The organism is Nonomuraea cavernae (assembly GCF_040655715.1).
GTDB classification, from domain to species: Bacteria; Actinomycetota; Actinomycetes; order Streptosporangiales; family Streptosporangiaceae; genus Nonomuraea; species Nonomuraea cavernae_A.
On the sequence record NZ_JBFAKL010000002.1, the window covers coordinates 471,293 to 494,318 of the forward strand.

A 23,026-nucleotide genomic window follows, 5' to 3' on the forward strand; every position below is an offset into this window, starting at 1 on the left:
CCGCGTCCATGCGGCGGCCTTGTCAGGCGGGCCAGCCGGCCAGGCCAGGCGAGGGCCGGCCGGCCGAGGTCAGGCCGGCCGGACCGGACGGGCTGTATCAGGCGGGCGCCACCTGGCTCATACAGGCAGGACTAACACGCTCCCCTGGAGGAAGACCCAAATGAGCACACCGGACACCCGCCCGGATCCCCGGTTCTGGAAGCAGCTGGAGCTGGTGAACGAGGCACTGCCGGAGGACGCGCGCGCCGCGGCCGGCCCGGAGGGCGCCGAGCCGGGCTCCCCGGTCGCGCCCCGCTACGCCTACCTCGCCGGCCACATCCTGGTCCGGGCGGCCGACGTGTCCCGCGCCATCGAGATCGCCGAGCGGAACCAGCCGCAGGAGGGGAACGTCCGCGTCGCCTGGCCGTCGGAGGACGGCCAGGACCGGGTCACCGTCCGCCGGCTCGCCCTCGGCCGCCGCAACGTCTTCCGCGCCCTGGAGGCCCTGGAGCGGGAGAAGGTCCACGCCACGCTGGTCCACCTGGTGTCGGTCAGCGGGGTCAACCTGTGCCCCGGCGACGAGCCGATGCCGGCCGCCTCGCCGCCCATGCCGCCGAGCGGCCCGCGTGCCCACGGAGCCGGCGTCACCGTCACCGTCATGGACACCGGACTCGTCCACGACTACCTGACCCACACCTGGCTGGACGCCAGCACCGGCACGCCGAACATCCCCATGGTCGGCGGCGACGTCACCACACCCGCCCAGGAGCTCGAGCTGGACGGCACGATCAGGTCCTACACGGGCCACGGCACGTTCATCGCGGGCGTCGTGCGCCGCGTGGCGCCGGCCACCGACGTCCGCGTCCACAACACCTTCCCGTACGCCGGCGCGGTGCCGGAGGACGAGCTGGGCCTGGCCATCCTGCAGACGCTCGACACCCACGGCTGGCCGGACATCATCTCGCTGTCGGCCGGGGCGTCGACCGAACGGACCCAGGCGCTGCTCGGCCTCGCCGACTTCGTCACCGAGCTGACCGGCCACCCCGGCACGGTCCTGGTGGCCGCCGCGGGCAACGACGGCGTGACCGACCCGTTCTGGCCGGCGGCACTCGCGGACGAACCGGTGAACGCCGGCGGCGACGTGGTCGTGTCGGTCGGAGCACTGCGCGAGGACGGGCAGGGCCGGGCCTGCTTCAGCAACCACGGCGGCTGGGTGAAGGTCTACGCGCCCGGCGAGCGGCTGGTCAACGCCTACACCTCGGGCGACTATCTGTACGACTACCCGGCGAGCGCGGTCTGCCGCTTTCACGCGCCCGCCCTCTACCCGGGCTGCACCTGCCTCGCGCCCTTCTCCGTCGGCGACAAGGAGACCTTCACCGGCCTGGCCCGGTGGAGCGGCACGTCGTTCGCCACGCCGATCATCGCCGGCGTCCTCGCGGCCCGCATGTCGCAGGCCCAGGTGACCTCCCGGCAGGCGGCCAAGGACCTGGTGGACGGCGTGCTCGCCGTGCCCGATCTGAGCGGCATGCTGTGATGAGTCACCCATCCCCTGTCCTGGAGCGTCTCACGAAATATCATGAGCACTTCGCTCCAGCAGAGGGAAGGATCGCCGTGGACGATACCGGAGCCCTCGTCAGGGCAGCCGCGGATGGCGACGCCGGAGCCTGGAAAGAGCTCTACCACCGTCACACCGGGCTGGTGTGGTCGGTGGCCCGCTCCTACCTGCCGAACAACTCCGACGCCCAGGACGTCTGCCAGACGACGTGGTTCCGGCTCGCCGAGCACCTCACCCGGCTGAGAGAGCCGGAGAAGGTCGGCTCCTGGCTGGCCAGCACGGCCCGCCACGAGGCGCTGCGCGTCGTCCGCACCAGCGGCCGGTCCATGCCGGTGAGCGACGTGGCGCTGCTGGGGCTCGACATCGACGAGCGCAGCCCCGAGCTGCTGGTGCTGGAGGCCGAGGAGGCGGGCGCCGAACGGCGGCGCGCCCAGCAGGTGTGGGACGCCTTCCAGGAGCTGCCGGATCGCTGCCGGCGGCTGCTGCGGGTGCTCATCTCCTCCCCTCGGCCCTCCTACCAGGAGATCGCGGCGGGGCTGGACCTCGCCGTGGGCAGCGTGGGCCCGATCAGGGCGCGCTGCCTCAAGAAGCTGGGCGAGCTGATCGCGCGGCGCGGAGTGACCGGGATTCGCAGGTGAGGGCCATGGATGACGACGGTTTCGAGCTGGAAGAAGAGCTGCGTGAGATCGCGCTGCTGCTGGATCCGGTGCCCGCCGAGCTGTTCGACGACGCCATGCTGGCGTTCACGCTCCGGACGCTCGACGGCGAGCTGGCCGAGCTGACGTTCGACTCCTGGGACGAGCTGACCGCGACCCGGGTACGGGGCGGCGACCGGCCGCGGTTGCTCACCTTCGAGACCGGCGGCGTGGTCGTGGAGGTGGAGATCTCGGGCTCGCGGCTGGTAGGCCGGGTGCTGCGCGGCACGCGGGTGGAGATCGGGGTCCAGCGGCCCGACGGTGAGATCCGGGTGCGCTCCGACGACCTCGGCCGCTTCACCGCCGAGTCGCCGGGCACCGGCCCGTTGCGGCTGCGCGTCATCTGCGAGGAGGGGGCGACCGTGACCACGTCGTGGATCCGCGTCTGAGCGGACCGGCCCGCGTGCGCGGACGCCGCGCCGGTCCCCTCCTCCGGCGCGGCGTCAGCTCGCGGTCCTGACCGTACGAGGTCAGGGGGTGTCTCCCAGGGCGGCCAGCCTGGAGGCGAGCGCGACCCGGGAGCCGATGCCGAGTTTCGTATAGATCTTGCCGATGTGGTATTCGACGGTCTTGACGCTGATGAGCAGCTCGCGGGCGATCTGCCGGTTGGTCCGGCCGTCGGCCACGAGCCTGGCCGTGCTGAACTCCTGGGGCGTCAGCCCCAGCCGCACGGTGCCCGACGGCTCCAGGCCGCACGCCTCCAGCTCCTGCGCGCAGCCGGCCACCAGCGGGTGGGCGCCGAGCCGGACGAAGACCTCCCGCGCGGCGCGTAACCGCTCCGCCGCCGCCCGCCGCCGCCCGGTGCGGCGCAGCAGCCTGCCGAGGTCGAGCAGGACGCGCCCCTCCTCCAGCGGGTCGCCGCCCTCGGCGGCGAGCGCGAGCGCGTGCTCGAAACTCGCCTCGGCCTCGGCCGGAGCGTTCCGCGCCGCCAGCAGCAGCCCCTGAAGCCTGGCCTGTCGCGCCTGCCCGGCCAGACCGGCGAGCCCGGCCAGCTCCTGCTCCGCCTCGTCCAGGCGGCCCTCGGCGACCAGCAGCTCGACGAGCCGGGGCCGAGGGTCGGGCACGAACGGGTCGCCGGTCGCGGCGGCCGCGTGGAGCGTCACCGCCGGCTCGTCCCTGCCTTCGAGCAGCGCCATCGCGACGTCCGCCGCCGCCTCTCCCATGACGTGCCGCATGTCGCGGGCGGCGGCGCGGGCGGCGTTCGCGTGGGCCAGGGCCCGCTCGTGCTCACCCCGTGCGACCAGCGGCGCCACGCACACCACCTCCAGGCAGGGCAGCAGCCAGCGCTGGCCGAGCTCCCACGCCTCGGCCAGCACCCGCTCCCCACGCGCGACCGCGTCCGCCCACCGCCCGTCGCGGTACTCGGCGACGGCCAGCAGCGCGCCGGCCAGCAGCCGGTGGTGCGGCAGCCCGGCCCGCCCCTCCGCCGTGACGGTCCGGGCCAGCATGGCGGACGCGGCCGCCGCGTCGTCGCCGCGCAGGCACCGGACCGCCCCGGCGAGCCCGCCGGCCGGCCCGCCCTGAGCCGCCGGCACGTCACGCGACCTCCCCGCCGCGACCGGCAGGGCCGGCGCGTCATGGGGTCGCCCCTGAAGGGGCTCCCCGGTCAGCGCCAGCACGTCGTACGGCCGACCGGCCGGGCCCTGGATGGGCTGCTCGATCGCCAGCCGGGCCCAGTTGGCCGCGGCCTCCCGGTCGCCCCGGACCAGGTGCAGCCAGGCCAGTTGCTCGGCGGTGTCGGCGGCGAAGCCGGGAGCCCGGTCACGCCACGCCTCGGCCAGCGACTCGGCCGCCTCGTCGAAGCGGCCGGCGGCCAGGGCGAGCCGCCCCAGCACGTAGCGGCGTTCCGGCCGGGGGTCGGAGCTGGGCGCCGCGGCCAGCTCGTCGGCTCGGACGACGTCGCCGCCGAGCAGCACGTGCTCCAGCACCGCGGTGCGCAGCTCGTCCCGGGTGGCGGCCGGCTCCGACAGCCCCGCCGCCAGCTCCAGGTGGGCGGCCGCCTCCAGCCACAGGCCGTGCTGCGCCTCCTTGGCCGCGAACCCCACCAGTTCCTCGGCCAGCGTCTCGTCAGGGCCGTCGGCGGCGGCCGCCCGATGGCGCAGGGCCGTACCGGTGTCCTCGACGACCCGGGCGGCGGCCAGGTGCAGGCGTGCGCGAGCCCCCGCGCCGAGCATCCCGTACGCGGCCGCCCTGGCGAGTGGATCGCGGAACGCGACCGTCCGGCCGGGCCGCTCCTCCAGCACCCCGGCGTCCACCCCGCCTTCGAGCGCGTCCAGCACCTCGACCCGCGCAGCGCCTCCTCCGGCCTCGGGAGCCGCCACCGGCCAGGCGGCGACGCCCGAGGCGGAGGCCGTCGCCGGAGGCGTTTCGGCCTCGTAGGCGGGCAGGGGGGTGTCCAGTGCGGCGGCGACGGCGGCGGCGACGTGGAGGTCGCAGGGGTCGCCGAGCACGGCGCAGGCGGCGATCAGCGCCCTCGTGCGAGCGTCGCTGGCGCGCAGGCGGCGGGCGAAGGGGCGGGCGTAGGTGCCGGGGGCGGGCAGCCGTACGCCGGGATCCGCCAGCTGCCGCGCCGTGTGGGTGGCGAGCAGGGCGCGGGCGTGCAGCGGGTTGCCCGAGGTGTGCTCGCGCAGCCGCGCGGCGGCCCTGTCCGTCAGCGGCCCGGCGTCCGGCTCCCCCGCGTCGGCCGATACCTGGCCTGCCAGCCGGGCCAGGTCCGCGGCCGTGAGGCCGGCGAGGGTGAGGCGGAGGGCCTCGTCGCCGGTCAGGAGCCGCCGGAGCCCCTCCGGCAGCCACTCGTCCGCGACGTCGCGGCAGGCGACCAGGGCGAGCACACGTCCGGCGCGAAGGCGGCGCAGCGCGAAGGCGAGGGCCTGCAGGGAGGCGCGGTCGGCCCACTGGGCGTCGTCCACCACCACGACCACGGGCCGGGCGGCCTGGAGCCGTTCGAGCTCGTCGAACACGGCTTGGCCGACGCTCCACGGATCATCTCCCCCGACCTCCCCCAGCAGTTGCCGCACCACCCCGAGGCGGAGCCGTCGCTCCTCCTCGTCCCCGCTCGCGGCGAGCACCCGGACCTCCGTGGTCTCCCCAGGCTCCCGCCGGCTCGCGCTCTCCCCACCCGCGTTCCCTCCAGTCGAACCATCCGCCGCGCCCCCGCAACCTCTGGTCCCGCAATCCGCGCCCCCGCAACCCGTGGTCCCGCAGGCCGTTCCCCCGCGGGCCGCTCGGTCGCCCGACGCCTGCGCGAGCGCGTGACGCAGCAGCGCCGTCTTGCCGATCCCCTCCGGCCCCTCGATCGCGATCGTCCGCGCGAGGCCGCCCCCGGCGGCGCGCAGCGCCCCCCGCACCAGGGCCAGCTCCACCGCCCTTCCGACGAACATCCCCTCTCCCTCCGTCGCCCTCGACTTCCCAGAGCACGAACGGGGAGATTTGATACACCTCGCCGACCAGATGGCGAGCCGCACGCTCCGAAGGCGGCCCTCGCTACGTCCTCGGAGATCAGGAGTCGCGCCTCCGGCCGGGTTCGGCGCCGGAGGCGTGGCCCGTCACGGTAGACCACCGGGCGCGGGCATGGCCTCAGGGTCCGCATCGGTGATGTCCCTAGTCGCGCAGACCGTGCAAAAGTGGTGATCTACGGCAGAATGCGAGTGACCGCTAGCTGTGAGGGCTCATGCCGCGCGACCATTACGCCACCGTCGCCCAGGTTCTGCCGGTGCTGGTGCTGGGCACGCTGCTGACCCGCATCTGGATCGACGTCATCAGGGCCACCGCCGACCGGCCCAACGAATAGACCTGGTCCGCATGGTCATGGGCGGTTGAAGTGCCAACAAAATTGGGGACCTATGAACATGTGCTCCCATATCTCGTCGGAGTCCACGGGGTCCGCAACTACTCGTACTTCCGCCGGACGGGGTCCGCGGCCGAGGCCGCGGCGTCGGCCGGTCGCGACTGGACGTGCTGGCTGGGCGGGACGCCCGTCACCGTCGGCTACTACGCCCACCACCTGCGCCGGGGCGCCCACCAGGGCGCCGACGACGTCGACACGCTCGACGACTTCGCCGCCGGCCTGCTGATCGACTGGGTCGACCGGCTGCGTCCCGCGCCGCAGACGGCGCAGGGTGACCGTACGGCCAGGGCCCGCGCCGCGGCCGACTGGCTCACCCGCAGATACGGCAGGACGGTCCGCGCGTTCGCCACCGCGTTCGTCCGAGAGGTCGGCGTCTACCTGAAGAGCCCCGGCGGGAAGCGGCGGCTGGCGGCCCGCGACGCGGTGGGCTCGGCCATCGCGGCGGGCTCCGGGCACGAGCGCGTCGTCGTGGTGGCCCACTCGCTGGGCAGCGTGGTGACCTACGAGGCGCTGTGGGCCGCGCCCGAGCTGCGCGTGGACCTGCTGGTCACCCTGGGGAGCCCGCTCGGCATGCCCGGCGTGGTGTTCGACCGGCTGGATCCCCTGCCGGACGGCCGGGGCGCGCGGCCGCCGGGGGTGCGCCGCTGGGTCAACCTGGCCGACGTGGGCGACCTGGTGGCGGTGCCTCGGACGGGCCTCGGCGGCAGCTTCGACGGCGTGGACACCGAGGTGACCGACCTGCGGATCGCCGGCTGGGACTTCCACACGGCGCAGAGCTACTTACGTTGTGCCGACGTCACCCGGCATCTCGGCCTGTAGGCGGCATGGTGCCCCAGACCCCGCGGCGCCGCGCGCTGTGCCTGAGCGTCCCGGAGGCGCGGGGCCGGGAGCCGCTGGAGTTCGCCGGCGCACTCGCGGCCCGGATGGCCGGCGTGCTGCGGCGCTTCGGCTTCGACTACGCGACCCCGGCCCCCGCGACGGCGGCGGAGCTGGGGGACGCGGTCTTCGCGGAGATCGAGGCGTGCGGGCCGGGCGACCTGCTGGTCGTGGCGATCGTCGGCCACGGCGAGCTGACCCGGACGGGCGACCTGCACGTGGTGGGCCCCGACGGCAAGGCGCCCCGCCAGACGCGGGTCGTGGACTGGGTCAAGGAGGCGGAGAACCCGGCGGACGGGCCCCGGGTGCTGTTCCTGGTCGACGTGTGCCACGCCGGGACGGCCGCCCGCTCCCCGCACCAGCTGAACCTGGAGACGCCGGCCCGCGCGACCGTCCTCGCCGCCTGCGCGCCCCGCAACGCCGCGTTCGACGGCCTGTTCACCCGGGCCGCCGCGAGCGTCCTGGACGAGATGAGCCGCGGGCTGCGGCACATCCCGCCCGCCAACGAGTACATCTCGCTGTCCACCCTGCACGCCGACATCCGCGACCAGCTCGACCGGCTGATCACGGAGCTGGACGCCGCCCCGCAGGAGATGATGTCCAGCCTGGTCGAGTTCAGGTCGGCCGCGGACGTCCCGCCGTTCTTCCGCAACCCCGACTACGACCCCGACCGGGCCGCGGCGACCGAGCAGGCGGCCGACCGCGCGTTCGGCGGGTTCCTCGCGGAGGTCGCGGCCATCGACCCCAGGCACTACGAGCGGCGGGCCGCGGGCCACGACCGGACGGCCCAGGCGGGCTGCTTCACCGGCCGGGCCGACGAGCTGGCCGCGCTGGCGGCGTGGCTCGACGGGGCGGGTGACGGGCCGCTGCGCGTCGTGACGGGCAGTCCGGGCACCGGCAAGTCGGCGCTGCTCGGCGTGCTGGCCTGCGCCGCGCATCCGGAGCTGCGCCGCCGTACGGAGCGGATCTGGACGCGGGCCGCCCACCGGCCGGCCGAGAACGCCCGGCTGGCCATCGCGCACGCCCGGCAGCTGGGCACCGGCGAGATCTTCGCCGCCCTCGCGGCCCAGCTCCGGCTGCCGGCGCCGCGGACCCCGTGGACCCGCGAGTCGTTCGGCGAGGCGCTGGAGGACCGGCCCACCCTCCTGGTGGACGCGCTGGACGAGGCGAGCCACCCGGCCGAGCTCGCCGCCGACCTGCTGGCCCTGGTGCAGCGGGGCCGGTGCCGGCTGCTGGCCGGGATGCGGCCGTGGCCGGAGTTCGCGGCACTGCGGCGGGCGGCCGAGGACACGGGCGGGCTGGTGGACCTCGATGACGAGGACCGGGCCGAGGTCCAGCGGAACATCCGCCAGTACGTCGAGGCGGTCCTGGAGCTGACGGAGCCGTACAACTCGGTCCGGTTCGTGCCCGCGCGCCGCGCCTACGCGCGGGCCGTCGCCGAGACGCTGGCGGCCGATCCGCCCAAGGACGCCGACCGGTGGGGGGAGTTCCTGGTGGCGGGGCTGTGCACGCACCGGTTCGCGGCCCGGCGGGTGCCGGTCGCGAACGCGGTCGTGGCCCGGGCGCTCGGCCTCGGCACGCCGCGCACGCTGCCCGAGGTGATGGACCTCGACCTGGCCGACCGGCCGGAGGTGGGCGCCGTCCTCACCGCCGTGGCCCACGCCCGGGGCGACGGCATGCCGGTCGAGGTCGTACGCGCCCTGGGCGCGCTGTCCGGCCCGGCCATGGCCGAGGCGGAGGTACGGGCCGCCCTGTCGGCCGCGCGCTTCTACCTGCGGCAGAGCGTCGAGGAGGACGGCACGACCGTCCTGTACCGGCTGTTCCACCAGGGCCTCATCGATCACCTGCGGGCCTCGGGCCGCGACGCGGAGATCCTGGACCTGCTCGCCCCGGCCGGGCCGGAGATGGACTGGGCGGCGGCCCCGGCGTACGTGCGGCGGCACGCCGTCCACCACGCCGACGGCGCCTCGCGGATCGCCGAGCTACTGGCCCGGCCGGAGTTCCTGGTGCACACCGACCCGGTGACGACGCTGCCGCTGCTGGCGGCCCTGCCCGACCCGCCGGTCGGCGCGCACGTCTACCGCGCCTCGGCGGCCCGCCACGCGGTGGCCGGGCCCGGCGTCCGGCGTCAGATCCTGGCCGTGGACGCCGCCCGGTTCGGCGAGCACGCGATGGCGGCCGAGCTGAGCCGGGGCAGCGGCTGGGCGCCGGCCTGGGCCACCGGCATCGCGGTGAGCCCGGCGCTGCGGATGACCATCGCGGCCGGGGGCACGCGGCACACTCTCGACGCCTTCGGGCTCGACGGCCGCCACGTGCTGGCGATCAGCTGCGACGAGGGCCCGGTCCGGCTGTGGGATCTGGAGACCGGCCGCCGGACGGGCCCGCCGGCCGGGTTCGGCGGCGAGGTGACCGCCGTGCGGGCCGTCCCGTGGGCGGGCCGCACGGCACTCGTGACCGGGCACGGCGACGGGGCGATCCGGGTCTGGGAACCGGCGACCGGCGAGCGGATCGAGCTGTCCGCGCCCCGGCACGCCGGGCGGGTCTCCGCGCTGGCCGTCGCCGAGATCGGCGGGGTGAGCGCCGTGGTGAGCACGGGTACGGACGACCACTGCCGGGTCTGGAGGCCGGGCGCGGAGATCGGCGTGGTGCGCGTGGGGGCGGACGGCCACCGCCAGGTCCGGACGCCGGGGAGCGGCCCGCCGCTGACCGGCGCGCTCGCTCCGGGGGGTCCGGGGGGCTCGGGCGGCTCGGTGGCCTGCGCCGCGGTCAACGGGCCGGTCGCCGTCACCACGGACGGCGCGGGCACGGCCCGGCTCTGGTCTCTGGAGACGGGCCGATCGCTGGGCATCCTGCGGGTCGCCGGCGCGCCGTTCGCGGACGTCACCTGTGTCAGCGCGGCCGGCTCGGCGCACGCGGTGCTGCGGGCCCGCGACGGCCGCCTGTGGGCGTGGAACCTGGTCGACGGCGACCACCGGCCGCTGCCCGGGCCCGGCGCCTCGGCCGCGTTGCCCGCCCCCGGTCCCGAGGCCGACTTCGCGGGCGATGACACGGGCGCGCTCCACTCGGTGGACCTCGGGCTGGGGCGGCCGGCCTGGAACGTGGCGGCGCACGCGGGCCCGGTGACCGCGCTGGCCCGCACCTGGATCGCGGACCGGCCGGTGATCGTCAGCGCCGGTCGCGACGGGCGGGTCCGCCTGTGGAACGCCGACGTGGCGTCCGCGTCGCCGGACCGCGGCTGGGCGCCCATCACGGGGCTGGCGACCGGCGAGGGTGTGCTCGCCGCGCTCACCGGCGACGTGCTGCACCTGTACGCCTCCGCGACCGGGATGCCGCTCGGCCGGCACGCCGTGCGTCCTCGGTCCCAGCTGGCCGCGGCGGCGGACGGCCGGCACGTGATCTCCTACGCCCCGTCGGGTCCTCTGACCCTGTGGACCGGCGCGGGACGGGCCGGGTTCCAGCGCACCGGGCCGGCCACCGACGTGGCCGCCGGTCCGGAGATCCTGGCCTCGGGCCGGCTGGGCGAAACCGGTGTCCTGGCCTGCGGGTCACGTACGCGCGGCGTCGTGGAGATCGTCAGCGTGGCGACCGGGCTCCGCCTGTCCACGCACGAGATCGGCCGGGCGCCCGTGCGTGATCTCGACGTCCACACGATGGGCAACCGGACCTGCCTGATCGTGGTGGACGAGCCGGGCACGGCCTGGGTCGTCGACCTGGCCAGCGGCAACCCGGTGCCGCACCGGCTGAGCGGGGCCCACGGGGTGCGCGCGGCGCGGGGCGTGCGGGTGGACGACCGGCATCTCGTCGTCACCGTCGCCGACGACGGGTCGATCCGCGGCTGGGACCTGCGCAACGCCGCCCCGCTGCACCAAGCCGCCGAACGGCACGAGTCCGCCGCGACCAGCCTGGCGTGCGCCGCCCTGGGTGGCCGCCCGGTCGCGATCACCGGCTCCGAGGACGCCACGGTGGCGTTCTGGGACCTGCGGACCTGGCGGCGCACCGGGTCCTACGCGCTGCCCGAGGCGGTGCAGCGGGTGACCGTCACCCCGGAGGGCAACGTGGCCGTCGCCATGCGCGCCGAACTCGTCGTACTCCATTACCGATTTTGACCGCCCTTCCGGATAATTCGGTAAAGGGAAGTGAATGCTTTATGACGTATCATCGCGATGATCCCCATGAAGGAGGCCCGAATGGGAGGTCCGGAACTGAGTATCGACCCACTCACCCTGGACCAACTGGCCCAACTCACCGACGAATCGTTCACGGCTCTGGCCGGCACCATAGGAAACATGCGGAGCGAAGCTTCTCGAGTATGGGACCAACCGAGCGGGAGAAGCGGATGTCCCGGCGATGAAACCCCCACTGACTGACCTCGCGGCGGGCCGTATTCAGCCCGCCGCGGTGACCCCCTGGCGGCTGGCCGAATCACGCCGTCACCTCATCCTGATCGAGGCGCTGCGGCGCGAACTCCGGTCGGGGGATCCGGCTCCGGAATTCACCGCGGCGCACCGTCAGCTGGCCAAGGCCGAGCACGAGGATCCGCGGCGCGTACGCGAGCTGCTGGCCGCGCCGCAGGTCGGCGTCTGGGCGGCGCGCGCCCTCCACGCGACCTCCCGGCCCGACACCCGCTACCTCGCCGAGGTGGCCGCGGCGCTGTCCGGGCCACCCCGTCCGCCCGACCTGCGGATCGCCCGCCACGGTCTCGTCCTGCGGCTCTGCCTGGTCAACGACGACCCCTACCTCGACCTGTACGGCGACCGCGACCCCGCCCCCCGGCTGCCCGTCTGGCGAGACGTGCTCGGCGGGGGCTGGCGGCTGCTCGGCGGTCACCTGCCCGGCACGGCGGCGGCGATGGCCGAGACCCTGCGCGTGCTCGTCCCCCTGCTGCCCGCCGTGCCGGGCGTCCTGCGCAGCTCCACCTCCGGCTGGGCGTTCGGCGCGATCGCGATGTCGATGCCCGCCGACGACGTGGAGTGCGCCGAGACCCTGCTGCACGAGTTCAGGCACGTGCTGCTCGGCGCGGTCACCAACCATGTGCCGCTGGCGCGGCCGGACACCGGCTGGACCGGCCGGGCGCCGTGGCGCGACGACCTCCGCCCGGCCGAGAACCTGCTGCAGGGCTGCTACGCCTACGCCGGGCTCATCGCCTTCTGGCGGCTGCTGCTGGACACCCCGCACCACGACCGCGCGCTCGCGGGGATCCGCGCCTGGGAGGAGCCGACCCGTAAGGCGATCGGCGAGCTCACCGGGTCGGGAGCGCTGACCGCGGAGGGCGAGCGCTTCGTGGCCGAGATGCGGCGCTCACTGTGACATGGGCTCGATGTCGAGGTCGATCCGGCCGCCCTGCTGGGTGAGCAGCGCGTGCGGGTGGTCGGGCAGCACCTCGGCGTAACGCGCCAGGGTCTGCTCGCACAGCGCCTGCGCCTTGTCGGTCTCGCCTGAGGCACGCCGGTCGAGCACCAGGTTGCTCGCGGCGGCCAGCGCGCGCGGGTGACTCTCGCCGAGCGTCTCGCTGAAGATCTTCAGGGCGGTCTCGCCCAGCTCGCGGGCCCGCTGCACGTTGCCGAGCGCGGCCAGGTCGCTGGCCAGGTTGGTCATCACCGTGGCGGTGCCGGGATGCTCGGCGCCGAGCCGGGCGGTGTGGTGGTCGAGCGCTTCCTGGTCGATCCGGCTGGCGCCGAGCGGGTTGCCGAGGAGCCGCTGGACGACGGCCAGGTTGACGGCCGCCGCCTGGGTGTTGGGGTGGGTGCGGTCGCCGGTGACCTTCTCCCAGGCCAGCAGTGTCTCCTCGCCCAGCCGGGCCGCCGCCACCAGGTCACGGTCGAGCGTCCGGCTGAAGACGAGGGTGACCGCGCAGTTGAGGGTCTGACGGTGGGCCGGGCCGAGGATGCGCGCGTGGCGCTCGAAGTTCTCCTCGCCGAGCTGCCTGGCCTCCTCGTAGAGGCCGACCCAGCGCAGCGCCGCCGACAGCTCGGTCTCCCACTGCAGCCTGACCGCGTGCCAGGGGTGGTTCTTACGTTCGGCCAGCCGGCAGACCTCGCGGATCAGGTCGAGCGCCTCCTCGACCCGGCCGAGGCTGCGCAGATCGCGGGCGATGGCGAACTTCGAGCTGAGGGTGTAGTCGGCGGCGTCGCCGAACATGCGGCGCCGCTCGTCGTGGGCGCGCCGGTCGTAGGACAGCGCCTCCTCGTAGCGGCCCAGGCAGCGCAGGTCGAGCGCGATGTTGTTGAGCAGGTTGAGCGTCTGCAGGTGCTCGGACCGGAACACCTCTTCGTACAGCGGGAGCAGCTCCACGTCCTGCTGGTGGGCCTCGGCGTAGTTGCCCTGGTGGCGCTGCAGGCGTGAGTAGGTGCCCGCGGTCTTGAGGTAGGCCTCGTTGTCGCGGCCGTGGGTGCGGGCGAGCCGGGTCTGGGTGTCGATGGTGAGCTGGCCGGCCCGCTCGACCTCGCCCAGCTGGAACAGGCAGATCGACACCTCCAGTGCCAGCATCAGCGTCTGCAGGTCGTCGGGACCGAACCGCTCCCGCCAGCTGTCGAACACCAGCTGGCCGAGGTTGAGCCCCTCGCGGTTGCCGCCACGCAGGCGCATCCGGCGCACCTGGTTGATGATGAGCGCCCGGACCCGCGGGTTGGCCGACTCGTGGCCGCCGGACGGGATGAGGTGCTGCTTGGACAGCTCGTACTGCGGGTCGTTGGCCTCCTTGTCGGGCACGCCGGGGTCGGAGGCGGCCAGCAGCTCGTGCGCGATCCCCCGGTATTCGGCGACCTGCTCGGGGTCCTCGCGCTGCATCTTGCCCCTGGTGACGTCCTGCACGACCCGGTGCACCTGGACGACGTTGCGCACCCCGAAGATCTTCAGCAGCGAGAACCGGGCCAGCTCGCGCACCGCCCGCCGGAACGTCGCCTGGTCGCCCAGCACCCGCCCGAGCTCCTCGGGCAGGCTCCCGCCGGCCGTGAGCGTGGGCCGTACGATCAGCTCCTCTGAGATCGGCTCCGGCGAGAAGAAGCAGAGCAGCTTGAACAGGCTGCGCGCCTCGTCGGAGATCCTTTCGAGCGACACGCTCCAGGTGGTGGCGACCGGCTCGGGGTAGTAGATGTCGACGGGCTGGCCGAGCATCTCGTGGGCGTTGCGCCGGTAGAGGACGAGATAGTCGTCCACCGCCATGCGGGTCTCGATGAGGTAGGCGGCGGCGTGCTCGCTGGCCAGCGGCAGGTGGCCGAGCGCGTCGGCCAGCCGCGTGGCCTCGGCCAACCGCTCCTCGTCGGCCTCCGGTGTGCCGCCCGGCCCGAGGCCGGGGATCCGCCGGCGCAGGAAGCCGACGCTCTCCTCCGCCTTGAACGCGCCCACCTCGATGCCCTCGGAGTTGAGCTCGCGGCGCCACTGCGCGATGCGGGAGGTGATGATGACGTGCCCGGCGCCACGCGGGATGTAGGAGCGGATCATGTCGGGGTCGGTCACGTTGTCGAAGACCAGCAGCCAGCGGGAGTACTTCCTCCCGGTGCGCAGCGCGTCGAGCACGATCTGCGAGGAGTAGTCGCGCTCGGTGTCGGAGAACTCCGCCAGGCCCATCCGGCGGCCGAGCGCGATGAGCGCGTTGCGGACGGTGTCCTCCTGCTCCGACCTGACCCACCACACCAGGTCGTAGTCGGCCTCGTGGCGGTGGCAGTATTCGGCGGCGATCTCCGTCTTGCCCACTCCGCCCATGCCGTAGAGAGGCTGCAACGGGTGGCCGAGGACGCCCCGCGAGGTGGCGCCGAGACTCGCGCGCAGGATGTCCAGCTCGCGGTCACGTCCGGTGAAGTGCGGGTTGCGGAACGGGATCTCGCGTCCCCAGATGGGCTCCGCGGGCGAAACCGGTGCTGCGGCATGATGCTGGGTCACGATTACCTCGCCGGATTTCGAGCGCCTGAGCCGCTTTTACGGGGTTCATAGTAACCCCGCGTCAATGGCGGGGCCGCGCGCCTCGTCATTCCGGTTCCCGGCCGGTGGCGCGATATCAGCCGCACCGAATCGGCGATCCACCGACTGCACCATTTACACCTTTCACCCCTATTTGAATTCGACATATAGCGGCCAAGTCGTCACTACGGGGCGATTTGGACATTCGTTTCACCCGCACAGCCGGGCACAGCTTTGGTAAGGTGCCCCCGCAGGTTCAACGGCTCACCGGCCGTGCACCACATTTCCGCTGGTGGCTGATTGACGAGGAGGCCGGTGATCAGCGAGTCTCGACTTATCCGGCCACGGATGAGGAGGCCTCGATGAGCGGAGCGGACGCCTCTCCGCTGTCCGGACCGTCCGCTCAGGAGCTCGCCTCCGTCTGGGCCGCCGCCGAGGCCGCCCTGCGGGCCGGAGACTTCGCCACCGCCCGCTTCCACGCCACCAGCATCGCCGAGAAGTCCCGCGGTCGCGGGCTGCAGCGCCGCTTCGGCGGCGCCTACCGGCTGCTCGGCCGCATCGCCCAGGCCGACGGCGACGTGGAGTCGGCCGAGCGGGCCTTCCGCACCGCGCTGCTGACCTACACCCTGCTGGAGGACGGCTGCGCGGCGGCCCACGTGCTGGCCGAGATGGCCCAGACCCGGCTGGGCGCGGGCCACTTCGGCGCCGCCACCGACCTGTCCCGCCAGGCCGTGCAGCGGGCCCCCAGCGACGTGCGGGCCCTCACCGTGCTCGGCTACGCGCAGTGGCTCAGCGGCTCGCCCGCCGATGGGGCGAGCGCGTTCGAGCAGGCGCTGCACGTCAACCGCGACGCCGCGCCCGCCCTCGCGGGGCGCGGGCAGATCCGCGCCGACCTGGGCGACCACCACGGCGCCCTGGCCGACCTCGGCCGCGCCCTGGCGCTCGGCCTCTCGCCGAGCGACGAGGCCGACGTGCGATCGGCCCGCGCGCTGGCGCTCGCCGGGCGGGGCGATCTCGACGCCGCCGAGGCCGAGCTGGCCCGCGCGCTCGTCCTGGCCCCCGACCGGATGCGCACCCGGCTGCGGCGGGCCCGCATCCGGGCGCTGACCGGCGACACCGAGCAGGCCCTGCGCGACCTGGAGGAGATCCGCTTCTCCGACACGGCGCCCGTCGAACAGGCCACGGCGCGCCGCGCGCTGGCCGGGCTGAGGCAGACTCTTTCACCGTGAGGATCACGATCGTCTCGGGTGACATCACCGAGCAGCACGTCGACGCCGTCGTCAACGCCGCCAACTCCAGCCTGCTGGGAGGCGGCGGGGTCGACGGGGCCATCCACCGGCGCGGCGGCCCGGCGATCCTCGCCGAGTGCCGCGAGTTGCGCGCCTCCCACTACGGCAAAGGCCTGCCCGTCGGCCAGGCGGTGGCCACGACCGCGGGCGATCTCCCCGCCCGGTGGGTCATCCACACCGTGGGCCCGGTCTACTCCCGCGCCGAGGACCGCTCGCACCTGCTCGCCTCCTGCTACCGGGAGGCCTTGCGGGTCGCCGACGAGCTGGGCGCCGCCACCGTCGCCCTGCCCGCGGTGTCCGCCGGGATCTACGGCTGGCCGGCCCGCGACGCCGCCCGCATCGCGATCGGCACCGTCCGCGTCACCCCGGCCCGGCTGGCCGAGGCTCGGTTCACGCTGTTCACGCCCGACGTCCTCGCCGCCTTCGAGCAGGCCCTGCGGGAGGCCGGGCCCACCGGTGAGGAGCCCCGCTGAGGCGGGCGGTCACTCCCTGGTCAGGGCACGGCCGATGACCACGCGCTGGATCTGGTTGGTGCCCTCGACGATCTGCAGCACCTTGGCCTCGCGCATGTAGCGCTCCACCGGGAAGTCCTCGACGTAGCCGTAGCCGCCGAACACCTGCACCGCGTCGGTGGTGACCTTCATGCACATGTCGGTGGCGAACAACTTGGCCATCGCCGCCCGCGTGCCGTAGGGACGGCCGGCGTCACGCAGCCGGGCGGCGTCGAGGTAGAGCGCCCGGGCGGCGGCGACCTGCGTGGCCATGTCGGCCAGCATGAACGAGACGCCCTGGAAGTCGGCGATCCGGCTGCCGAACTGGCGGCGCTCCCTGGCGTAGGACACCGCCGCGTCGAGGGCCGCCTGGGCCACGCCGACCGCGCAGGCCGCGATGCCGAGCCGGCCCCCGTCGAGGGCCGCCATGGCGATGCGGAACCCCTCGCCCTCGGCTCCGACCAGAGCCTCGCGCGGCAGGTGCGCACCGTCGAAGCGGACCTGGGCGGTCGGCGAGGAGCGCATGCCCATCTTGTGCTCGGGCTCGCCGCAGGAGAGCCCGTCGAGCCCGGCGGGGACGTACAGGCAGGAGATGCCGCGCGCGCCCGGCTCGCCGGTGCGGGCCATCAGCAGGTAGAAGTCGGCGACGCCGCCGTGGGTGATCCACGCCTTGACGCCGTCGACCGTATAACCGTCGGGGCCGGGCACCGCCCTGGTGGTCAGCGCCGCGGCGTCGGAGCCCGACTGGGGCTCCGACAGGCAGTAGGCGCCCAGCAGGTCGCCGCCGAGCATGGCGGGCAGCAGCGAGGCCCGCTGCTCCTCGTCGCCGTACGCCGCCACGGGGAAGCAGGACAGCGTGTGCACCGAGGTGCCGAGCCCGACGGTCAGCCAGCCGGCCGCGAGCTCCTCCACGACCTGCAGGTAGACCTCCTGCGGCTGGGCCCCGCCGCCGTGCTCCTCGGGATAGGGCAGGCCGAGGAGCCCGGCGGCGCCCAGTGTGGTGAACACCTCGCGCGGGAACCTCCCGGCCGCCTCGTCGGCCGCCGCGCGGGGCGCAACCTCCTTGGCGACCAGGTCACGCGTCAGCTCGATCAGGTCGCGCGCCTCGTCGGTCGGCAGGGCCCGGTCAACAGTCATCGGCACAGAACTCCTCGGAAAGGTACATGTCCCCCGATTCTGCCTAAACGATCACCAATTCACGAGACGTGTTGTTGAGCCGCTCCCCTCCGGACTCGCCGCACACCACGATGTCCTCGATCCGGGCGCCGTGCCTGCCGGCCAGGTAGATGCCCGGCTCGACGGAGAACGCGAAGCCCGGCTCCATCGGCTCGGCGTTGCCCGCGACGATGTAGGGCTCCTCATGCGTCTCGATGCCGATGCCGTGCCCGGTGCGGTGGATGAAGTGATCGCCGAAGCCGGCCTCGGCGATGAGGTCACGGGCCGCCGCGTCGATCGACTCGCACGGCACGCCCGGCCGTACGGCGGCGCAGGCGGCGTCCTGGGCCCGGCGCAGCACCTCGTAGTAGGCGGCGAAGTCGGCCGGCGGCTCGCCCACGGAGTAGGTGCGGGTGGAGTCGGAGCAGTAGCCGTTGTGCAGCTGGCCGCCGATGTCGACCACGACCGGCTCGCCCGCCTGGATCACCCGGTCGGACACCTCGTGGTGCGGGCTGGCGCCGTTGGGGCCGGAGCCGACGATCACGAAGTCGACCGTGTCGTGACCCGCGGCCAGGATCGCCTCGACGATGTCGCGGGCCACCTCCCGCTCGGTGCGGCCGGCCCGCAGGAAGCCGGGCACCTGCCGGTGCACCGCGTCGATCGCCTCCCCCGCCTCGCGCAGCGCGGCCACCTCGGCGGGGGACTTGCGCTTCCGCAGCTCGCCCAGCACGCCGCCGGCCAGCACCTGTTCGGCGCCGGGCAGCACGTCACGGAAGCGCAGCGACGACATCGCCCACATCCGGTCGGCCAGCCCCACGACGCCCGGCCGCCCCAGCCGCGCAGCCGCGATCCGGTAGGGATCATCGGTCTCGTCCCACGCGACGAACTCCAGCCCCAGCCGCGAGGCGGGCGACGCCTGCGCGGCGGGCAGTTCCAGGCGGGGCACCATCATGTACGGCTCGCCGGCCGCCGGCACCACCAGGCACGTCAGCCGCTCCAGCGGCTTGGCGTCATAGCCGGTCACGTAACGCAGATCGGGCCCGGGGGTGAGCAGCAGCGCGTCGATGCCGGACTTGGCGGTGGCCTCCTGGACGGCGGCCAGGCGGGAAACGGGATACAGCTCTGAAGACGTCACAGTGACAAATCTACTCGGACCGCCCGGCCCGGAAGCCCTGCCGGGTAGCCGGGCGGGAGCCGTCCGGCCGTCCGGTTCCCGGCCGAATCCGCTCGGATCCCGCCGCCTAAAATCCCGGAAAGCTCTCACCACAGCACAAGCCATCCCCACCGTACGCACTTCTTCGATGACGTACTGTGAGCCGAATGTCCCGTTCCACTGCATGCGAGTGTGAGGCTTCGTGAGCGCCCCAGGCGACTGCGAGTTGCTGGCCGCACGGCTCGCCCACGCCCAGCGGCTGGGCAACATGGGCTGGGCCGAGTGGGACCTGCGCACCGGTGAGGCGACCTGGTCCGACCAGGTCTTCACCATCTTCGGCAGGCACCGCGACGCCGGCCCGGTCCGGCTCGCGGACCTGTCCGCCCACGTGGAGCCGGCCGACCGCAAGGCGCTGGCCCGGCTGCTGGCGGAGGTGCTGCGAGCCGGCCGGCCGGCGCAGGCGGAGTTCCGCATCCGGCGCGGCGGTGAGCTGCGCGACCTGCGCGTCGTGCTGGAGCCGCTCGCGTCACCCGGCGGTCCCGCCCGCGTGCACGGCGTCGTCCAGGACATCACCGGCCGCCGCCGGGCCGAGCGGATCATGTCGGAGTCGCGCCGCCAGCTGCTGGAGGCCAGAGAGAAGGCCGCCGAGGAGCGCCACGTGATGCTGGCGCTGCGCGAGGCCATCCTGCCCGAGCCCGTCGGCTGCCTCGACCTGCCGGAGACCAGGATCGCGGTGCGCTACGTGCCGGCCGAGAAGACGGCGAGCCTGGGCGGCGACTGGTTCGAGGCCGCGCCGCTGCCCGACGGCCGGGTGCTGCTCGCGATCGGCGACGTCTCGGGGCACGGCCTGCCCGCGATCGCGCGCATGGCGCAGCTGCGGCACGCCCTGATCGGGCTGACGATGACCGGCGAGCCCGCCGAAGTGCTGCTCACCTGGCTGAACGAGCTGGTCATCCATCGGCTGGAGGAGACCACGGCCACCGCGGTGATCGGCCACCTCGACACCTCGGCCCGGGTCTTCAGCTGGGCCAGGGCGGGCAACCTGGCGCCCATCCTGGTGCGCGACGGCACCGCCCGGCCGCTCGACCAGCCGAAGGGCGTGCTGCTGGGCGCCGCCTGCGGCCAGCCGTACCAACCGGCCCGCACCGAGCTGCGCGGCGGCGACCTGCTGCTGATGTTCACCGACGGGCTGGTGGAGCGGCGCACCCGCGACATCGACGAGGGTCTCGACCTGGTGTTGAAGGCCGCCTCGCAGCTGCGGGGCGGCGACCTCGACGCCGGCCTGGACCGCGTCCTCGACGACATCGGCGGCCCCAACCCGGAGGACGACGCCTGCCTCCTCGCGGTGGGCATCCTGGGCCCGAGCGACGCGTAGGAGGCTCTGCGAGGGGCCGCCAGGAGTGCGACCATGGACCCGTGCTCATGCTTCTGGACACTCCCTCGCTCTACTTCCGGGCCTTCTACGGCATCCCCGACTCGATCACGGCGCCCGACGGCATGCCGGTCAACGCGGTGCGCGGGCTGATCGACATGATCGCCACCCTGGTGCGCGCCCACTCCCCCACCGGGCTGGCGGCCACCATGGACGCCGACTGGCGGCCCGCCTTCCGCGTCGCGGCCATCCCCACGTACAAGGCGCACCGGGTCGCCCACGGCGACGCCGAGGAGGTGCCCGACACGCTGGTGCCCCAGATCCCGGTCATCGAGGAGGTCCTCGACGCCGTGGGCATCGCCCGGCCGGAGGCCCCCGGCTACGAGGCCGACGACGTGATCGGCACCCTCACCCACCAGGCCGAGGGGGCGGTCGACATCGTGACGGGCGACCGCGACCTGTTCCAGCTGGTCGACGACTCGCGTCCGGTGCGGGTCCTCTACACCGTGCGCGGCATCCGCAACCTGCAGACGGTGGACGAGGCGTTCGTGACGGCCAAGTACGGCATCCCCGGGCGCGCCTATGCCGACTTCGCCACGCTGCGCGGCGACCCCAGCGACGGCCTGCCGGGGGTCGCGGGCGTGGGCGAGAAGACGGCCGCCTCCCTCATCACCCGCTTCGGCTCGCTCGACGCGCTGCTGTCCGCTCTCGACGCGGGCGTCACGGAGGGCTTCCCGGCGGGCAGCCGCACCCGCCTGGCCGCCGCCCGCGACTACCTCAGGGTCGCCCCCGCCGTGGTGCGAGTCGCCCCCGACGTGCCCCTGCCCGCCGCCGACCTGACGCTCCCGGCCAAGCCCCGCGACCCCGAGGCCCTCGTCCGGCTCGCCGACCGCTACGGCCTCGACAGCCCGCTCAACCGCCTGCTCGACGCGCTGCCCCGATAGCCGTCACGGTAGGTTGACCGCGTGTCGAAGACGAGCGTTCAGATCCCCGGCGAGATCCCCGCCAGGCTGGAGGACGGGTTCGCGCGCATCCGGCGCGAGTCCGGGCTGCCCGACGCCTTCCCCTCCCGCGTGCTCGACGAGGCCGAGTGGGTGGCCGAGGTGCCCAGGCTCGACGGCAAGGACCTGACCGACCTGCCGTTCGTCACCATCGACCCGCCCGGCTCGATGGACCTCGACCAGGCCGTCCACCTCGAACGGCTGCGCGGCGGCTACCGCGTCTGGTACGCGATCGCCGACGTCGGCGCGTTCGTACGGCCGGGCGGGGTCATCGACACCGAGGCCCGAGCCCGGGGCGCCACCGTCTACCTGCCCACCGGCAGCGTGCCGCTGCACCCGAGGGTGCTGTCCGAGGGCGGCGCCAGCCTGCTGCCCGGCGCCACCCGCCCGGCCGCGGTGTGGTGCGTCGACCTCGACGCCGACGGCCGCACGGTAGGCGCCGACGTGCGGCGGGCGCTGGTCCGCAGCCGCGAGCGGCTCGACTACGCCTACGTGCAGGCGGCCGTCGAGACCGGCACCGCCGACGGCACCCTCGGCCTGCTGGCCGAGATCGGCGCGCTCCGGCTGGCGCTGGAGCGCGAGCGCGGCGGCGTCACGCTGCCCACCCCCGAGCAGGACGTGGTGACCGCCGACGGCGGCTACCGGCTCGCCTACCGGCTGCCGCTGCCCGCCGAGGCGTGGAACGCGCAGCTCTCCCTGCTCACCGGCATGGCGGCGGCCTCCATGATGCTCGACGCCGAGATCGGCGTGCTGCGCGTGCTGCCCGCGCCGCAGCCGCGCGACCTGGACAAGGTGCGCCGGGTCGCGGCGGCGCTGGACGTCCCGTGGCCCGACGGCGCCGGCTACGGCCAGGTGGTGCACGACCTCGACCCGGCCAACGCGCGGCAGGCGGCGTTCCTGCACGAGTCGAGGGTGCTGCTGCGCGGCTCCGGCTACGTGTCCTTCAACGGCGAGCCGCCCCAGCTGGCCGACCACGCCGCCGTGGCCGCCCCCTACACGCACGTGACGGCCCCGCTGCGCCGCCTGGTCGACCGCTACGCCACCGAGGTGTGCCTGGCGATCGCCGCCGGCGAGCCGATCCCCTCCGACGTGGCCCGGGCCCTGGACGAGCTGCCCGGCCTGATGTCGGCCGCGGCCCGCCGTTCCTCGTCGGTGGAGCGCGCCTGCGTGGACCTGGTGGAGGCGTTCCTGTTACGCGACCGGGTCGGCCAGGCGTTCGAGGCCATGGTGATCGACGTGGACGCGCGCCGCGGCGACGGCCAGGTCCAGCTCGCCGACCCCGCCGTGATCGCCCCCTGTGACGGGCCGCTCCCCCTCGGCGAGCACATCACCGTACGCCTCACCCAAGCGGACCCGGCCACCCGCCAGGTCCGCTTCACCCCCGCCTGACGCGCCCGCCCGGCGCGGAACGAGGCCGCGCCCGGGATCCGGACGCGGCCAGGTGGAGCGGTCACTTGCCGAGCGGCCGCCATCCGGCTCCGAGGCCCATCAGATGAAGGGCGACGCAGACCAGGCCCGCGAGGGCGAGCGTGGTGACGGTGAGCACGCCGCCCACGGCGAGGTCGGCGATCTCGAAGACGAGGGCGAGCACGAACAGCAGGGCGGCGACGAGGGCGAACATGGCAACCTCCAGGGGGATGGCCGGACGCCGCGTGGGCGGGCTTCGCGGCGGATCCGAGAAGGGCTGGACCGAGCTTGCGACATGGGGATTTCCGCC

At 74.4% G+C, this 23,026-nt stretch carries 16 protein-coding genes; 11 read left to right on the forward strand and 5 right to left on the reverse strand.

Features of this window, described 5'->3' with window-relative positions; genetic code table 11:
• The first annotated feature begins 160 nt into the window (after positions 1-160).
• The 3 genes from AB0I38_RS05170 to AB0I38_RS05180 all read left to right on the forward strand — a co-directional run bounded on the left by AB0I38_RS05170 (position 161) and on the right by AB0I38_RS05180 (position 2,618).
• Positions 161-1,513, forward strand: a complete 1,353-nt coding sequence (locus tag AB0I38_RS05170; protein ID WP_358462133.1) for a S8/S53 family peptidase — start codon at positions 161-163, stop codon at positions 1,511-1,513.
• A 77-nt stretch (positions 1,514-1,590) separates the two neighbouring features.
• Positions 1,591-2,172, forward strand: a complete 582-nt coding sequence (locus AB0I38_RS05175) for an RNA polymerase sigma factor (RefSeq protein ID WP_358462135.1) — start codon at positions 1,591-1,593, stop codon at positions 2,170-2,172.
• A gap of 5 nt (positions 2,173-2,177) precedes the next feature.
• A complete protein-coding gene (locus tag AB0I38_RS05180; protein ID WP_358462136.1) occupies positions 2,178-2,618 on the forward strand; it encodes a hypothetical protein in 441 nt (146 codons plus the stop codon).
• A gap of 81 nt (positions 2,619-2,699) precedes the next feature.
• Here AB0I38_RS05180 and AB0I38_RS05185 read toward each other — a convergent pair whose 3' ends face one another.
• The gene (locus tag AB0I38_RS05185) at positions 2,700-5,609 is read right to left on the reverse strand and encodes a helix-turn-helix transcriptional regulator (RefSeq protein WP_358462138.1); all 2,910 of its coding nucleotides are present in this window, start codon (positions 5,607-5,609) and stop codon (positions 2,700-2,702) included.
• 470 nt (positions 5,610-6,079) lie between these two features.
• Here AB0I38_RS05185 and AB0I38_RS05190 point away from each other — a divergent pair, with 470 nt between their 5' ends.
• The 3 genes from AB0I38_RS05190 (at position 6,080) to AB0I38_RS05200 (ending at position 12,259) form a co-directional block, all read left to right on the forward strand.
• On the forward strand, positions 6,080-6,895 hold the full coding sequence (locus tag AB0I38_RS05190; protein ID WP_358462141.1) for a hypothetical protein: 816 nt from the start codon (positions 6,080-6,082) through the stop codon (positions 6,893-6,895).
• A 5-nt stretch (positions 6,896-6,900) separates the two neighbouring features.
• On the forward strand, positions 6,901-11,058 hold the full coding sequence (locus AB0I38_RS05195; RefSeq protein ID WP_358462144.1) for a caspase family protein: 4,158 nt from the start codon (positions 6,901-6,903) through the stop codon (positions 11,056-11,058).
• A 241-nt stretch (positions 11,059-11,299) separates the two neighbouring features.
• Positions 11,300-12,259: an aKG-HExxH-type peptide beta-hydroxylase gene (locus AB0I38_RS05200; RefSeq protein ID WP_358462147.1), complete on the forward strand. Its 960-nt coding sequence runs from the start codon at positions 11,300-11,302 to the stop codon at positions 12,257-12,259.
• Here AB0I38_RS05200 and fxsT read toward each other — a convergent pair.
• Complete coding sequence (fxsT, locus tag AB0I38_RS05205) at positions 12,251-14,830, reverse strand: FxSxx-COOH system tetratricopeptide repeat protein (protein WP_358462150.1); 2,580 nt, start codon at positions 14,828-14,830, stop codon at positions 12,251-12,253. The two genes, AB0I38_RS05200 and fxsT, sit on opposite strands and share 9 nt — an antisense overlap.
• 380 nt (positions 14,831-15,210) lie before the next feature.
• On the opposite strand from fxsT, the gene AB0I38_RS05210 reads away from it, so the two are divergent.
• Positions 15,211-16,077 (forward strand): tetratricopeptide repeat protein, encoded by an 867-nt coding sequence (locus tag AB0I38_RS05210; RefSeq protein WP_358462153.1) that lies wholly within the window; start codon positions 15,211-15,213, stop codon positions 16,075-16,077.
• A complete protein-coding gene (locus tag AB0I38_RS05215; protein WP_358462156.1) occupies positions 16,074-16,610 on the forward strand; it encodes an O-acetyl-ADP-ribose deacetylase in 537 nt (178 codons plus the stop codon). The genes AB0I38_RS05210 and AB0I38_RS05215 overlap by 4 nt, the downstream gene beginning before the upstream one ends.
• A gap of 9 nt (positions 16,611-16,619) precedes the next feature.
• On the opposite strand, the gene AB0I38_RS05220 is transcribed toward AB0I38_RS05215, so the two are convergent.
• Entirely contained in the window at positions 16,620-17,765 is a 1,146-nt protein-coding gene (locus tag AB0I38_RS05220; RefSeq protein WP_358462159.1) for an acyl-CoA dehydrogenase family protein, read from the reverse strand.
• A gap of 43 nt (positions 17,766-17,808) precedes the next feature.
• On the reverse strand, positions 17,809-18,918 hold the full coding sequence (locus AB0I38_RS05225) for a M24 family metallopeptidase (protein WP_358462162.1): 1,110 nt from the start codon (positions 18,916-18,918) through the stop codon (positions 17,809-17,811).
• A 220-nt stretch (positions 18,919-19,138) separates the two neighbouring features.
• Between AB0I38_RS05225 and AB0I38_RS05230 the strand changes: the two genes are divergently transcribed.
• The 3 genes from AB0I38_RS05230 to AB0I38_RS05240 are packed head-to-tail and all read left to right on the forward strand — an operon-like array spanning position 19,139 to position 22,698.
• The gene (locus AB0I38_RS05230) at positions 19,139-20,311 is read left to right on the forward strand and encodes a PP2C family protein-serine/threonine phosphatase (RefSeq protein ID WP_358462165.1); all 1,173 of its coding nucleotides are present in this window, start codon (positions 19,139-19,141) and stop codon (positions 20,309-20,311) included.
• Between the two features lie 47 nt (positions 20,312-20,358).
• A complete protein-coding gene (locus AB0I38_RS05235; RefSeq protein WP_358462287.1) occupies positions 20,359-21,252 on the forward strand; it encodes a 5'-3' exonuclease in 894 nt (297 codons plus the stop codon).
• A 21-nt stretch (positions 21,253-21,273) separates the two neighbouring features.
• A complete protein-coding gene (locus tag AB0I38_RS05240) occupies positions 21,274-22,698 on the forward strand; it encodes an RNB domain-containing ribonuclease (RefSeq protein WP_358462168.1) in 1,425 nt (474 codons plus the stop codon).
• A 61-nt stretch (positions 22,699-22,759) separates the two neighbouring features.
• Here the strand turns inward: AB0I38_RS05240 and AB0I38_RS05245 are convergent, their stop codons facing one another.
• The gene (locus tag AB0I38_RS05245; protein ID WP_358462170.1) at positions 22,760-22,930 is read right to left on the reverse strand and encodes a hypothetical protein; all 171 of its coding nucleotides are present in this window, start codon (positions 22,928-22,930) and stop codon (positions 22,760-22,762) included.
• Between the last annotated feature and the right edge of the window lie 96 nt (positions 22,931-23,026).